Below are 3332 nucleotides of genomic sequence, written 5' to 3'. Positions count from 1 at the left end.
TTTATCGCCCAAACTGGTTAAATTTTAACAGTGACATCTACCCTGCCAGATAGGGAGAGTTGGATTGCGCTAATGTATTCAGAGTCTATTTGAGACTTTCATTAGTCCCAGCTCTACGATGAGATCCGCGCCAGATTGTCCTCATAAATGAGAAAGCACTTTTACTGCTGTTCTGCCCCTCAGGTCTTCAATCTGGTGGTCTAACCGTTTTGTCATCTTGGTTTATCATATGCAAATCTTGGTTATGCTTTTACTTCGAATGCTTTGTGAGAGTTCATCACTGACCATGCAATACGAGCCAATTTATTAGCTAGTGCTACAACAGCGACATTGAATGGTTTTCGGCACTTCAAATTAATGAGCCATGAACCAAAGTAGCGCTCCGCAGATGCATCCCTCCACATTACGGCTCTAGCTGCATGAACAAATAATTCTCTTAGCTCTTTGTTTCCGCGCTTCGATATACCCAACAATCGAGGTTTCCCTCCCGTTGTATATTGAAACGGCACTAACCCTATCCATGCTGCAAAGTTTCGCCCATTAGCAAAGTCTTTTGGATCACCTACAGAAGACAAACAACACGAAGCTGTCATCGGGCCTACACCTGGTATAGTTTGAAGCAAAGCATACAGCTCGTTTTCTTTATTAAGTTCGATTAACTTTTGGTCTTGAGCTGTAATCTTTTCATTTAATTGGTTGTAATAATCTAGTTGATCGCGAAGTTCAAGAATGAGCAGAGGCGGGATTACTGCATCTTTATCTGCTAGCCACTGGAACAACTTTTTCATATTGGCATGGCCACGAGGAAAGCTGATGCCAAACTCTAGCAAGATGGAACCAATTCTATTCATGCATGAGGTTCTTTCGCGAATATATCCCGTTCTGATTCTCCGAATAACCGTACTAATTTGAGCTTGTTCACTCTTAGGAGAAACAAATCTCATATTAGGTCTAGTAGCAGCTTCGGCAATAGCGTCAGCATCAATGAAGTCATTTTTGTGGCTCTTAACGTATGGCTTTACATACTGTGCTGGTATCAGCTTAACATTATGACCATATTCTTGGCATCTTCGAGCTAGCCAATGTGCACCACAACAGGCTTCCATTGCTATGGTTGTCGTTTCTTGTTGGGAGATGAATTGAACGAGCTTAACTCGGCTCAATTTGTGTCGGTAAATTTCGCGGCCAGAATGGTCATGACCAATGAGATGGAAAACCGACTTCCCGAGATCTATACCAATAACTTTTATAACTGACATGATGGCACCTCTAAATGTACTGCGACATAGCTAATTTTAACGTAGGTGTGGGGCGTACTATCTAATTAATAAGTTGGTTAAGTTACCAAGCACGGGAGAGGTATTTATCTAAATCACCCTTGACCTGTCTACAACTTCACAGGGAACACTTTCTGTGTTCCTTCTAAAGTAAGTAGAGAGACACTATGAAACGTTTAATTCTAAACATCACGCTCTTGGTATTCATGGCGCTTGGTAGCATGAATGCCGTGGCTCACGATTCAATGGTTAAGTATGGTATTGCGATATCTCACGATGGTGAGCAAATTGCGTATGGCAAAAGCGGGAGTGGGGACACGGCGCTGATCTTCATTCACGGCTGGAGTTTAGACAGCAGGCTTTGGCAAAACCAAGTGGGTGAGGGCTTTCTTACGTGCTGTACAGCTCCCGAAACGACTAGGGCAGATTCACGTGAGAATAGGCTGATAATCCCCTCCTAACCTCCCCTTGGTTTACATCTACAATCTCTTGTTGGTAATGGGAAAGGGGAGGAACTAAATACCGATCGCTATATGTGCTGGCATATGTTCAGCGACAAAGAATGTTCTCCCCCTCATTCTTGTGTCTCAAGAGATCGGGTCACTCCATTCGAGGGGGAGCTAGAGGGGGAGGCTTTGGCTTACTAGAACCATTCCACAATGTTGATGAAAGCGGTGGAGTCAGTGAAGTAGGGTGCTGTAGTTATTAAAAGATGGATGTAATCATTCTATAGATAAAACTAAGGCCTCGCATGTGCGGGGCCTTTTTGCGAGTTGGAGGTTTTGCTAGCTACATTCTTTCAATTTGCGAGTGATGATCGCATCGCTCACTCGTTTATGGTCCTTAAACGACGGCCTCATAGTTATATAAATGCTCTATCAACCACCTCTAGATGCGTAATTAGCGCCACTGTTATTAGCAAGGGCTGACCGAATCTATGAGGTGCTTTCTGCTGATAATCACTTTAACTATGTGTTTAGGACGTCCTGCTATGGCTAAGAAAATCATATTCATTCATGGTCGCGCTCAAAAGCCCGATAAAGCTCCCCTTCAAGCACTCTGGTACGAGGCTATAGAACATGGCTTGCAGCGAGATTGTGGAGACTCAAGTTCATTACAAGCTTTTAAAGATGTCGATAAACGGTTTGTCTATTACGGTGAACTATCAAACACATTGTTAGAGAAACCAACGGAAGACCCTGCAAGTCGACAACAAGCGCTGTCTGAACTCAAAAAGTACAAGACAAGCCAGTTCAATAACACAACGTATAACAATGTATCTAAAATTGGTTTTCTAAAAGAGGCGTTAGCAGATACTTTTTCATCGCTGTTTGGAAAGCTGGGTGTGGCTGAGACACTCATAACGAAGGTCGCACCGGACATGGCGCATTATTGGAATGAAGATACCTATTTTGGCAGTGATGTCAGGCATAGGCTAATGGTTGAACTTAAGGAAGCGCTTGATAATCAAGATGATGTGATGATTGTATCGCACAGTCTTGGGTCGATGATCAGTTATGACGTGTTATGGAAGCTGTCTCATTACGGAGAGTATAGACACGACTATGGTGCGGACAAGAAGGTTAATTTATTGCTGACGCTCGGGTCACCGTTAGGCGATGAAAACGTAAAAGATAGGCTGAAAGGGAGTCGCTTGAAAGATGAGAAGAAGTACCCTTTAAACATTCAGCAATGGATAAACATATCGGCAGAAGATGACTTTATCTCTCATGACAGCAAAATTAGAAATGACTTTAAGGATATGGTCAAACTGGATCTGATACCCGGCGGAATGAAAGATATCCACCCGATTTATAACCTCAATATTCGCAACGGAAAAAGCAATCCGCATGCTTCCATCGGCTATCTCATTAACCCTAAATTCATCACAGTACTGGATGAATGGCTCTCGAGTTGATTTGGTTTACCATCGTAAATTGCTTCGGTGCTCGTTCATTGAAACTTAGATAAAACAAGGCCTCGCGTGTGCGAGGCCTTAGTTGTTGTGCGCCGAGCATGGCGTTGATCTAGGAGGTGAAAGTCCTCTACGGGCTC

At 43.3% G+C, this 3332-nt stretch carries 2 protein-coding genes and 1 pseudogene; 2 read left to right on the top strand and 1 reads right to left on the bottom strand.

All coding sequences use genetic code 11. The features are described from left to right. Positions 1–242 precede the first annotated feature (242 nt). Positions 243–1259: an IS110 family transposase gene (locus AB6E52_RS22845; RefSeq protein ID WP_102321413.1), complete on the bottom strand. Its 1017-nt coding sequence runs from the start codon at positions 1257–1259 to the stop codon at positions 243–245. Between the two features lie 185 nt (positions 1260–1444). On the opposite strand from AB6E52_RS22845, the pseudogene AB6E52_RS22840 reads away from it, so the two are divergent. Then, positions 1445–1660 (top strand): annotated as a pseudogene (locus tag AB6E52_RS22840) (alpha/beta fold hydrolase); the annotation flags it as partial. A 608-nt stretch (positions 1661–2268) separates the two neighbouring features. Then, a complete protein-coding gene (locus AB6E52_RS22835; RefSeq protein ID WP_102321415.1) occupies positions 2269–3195 on the top strand; it encodes a hypothetical protein in 927 nt (308 codons plus the stop codon). Positions 3196–3332: the final 137 nt, after the last annotated feature.

Origin of the sequence: Vibrio sp. 10N.247.311.13 (genome assembly GCF_041467595.1) — a bacterium.
Taxonomy (GTDB): Bacteria; Pseudomonadota; Gammaproteobacteria; order Enterobacterales; family Vibrionaceae; genus Vibrio; species Vibrio crassostreae_C.
The sequence above is the reverse complement of the archived record's forward strand: the minus strand, read 5'-3'. Positions and strand labels throughout refer to the sequence as shown.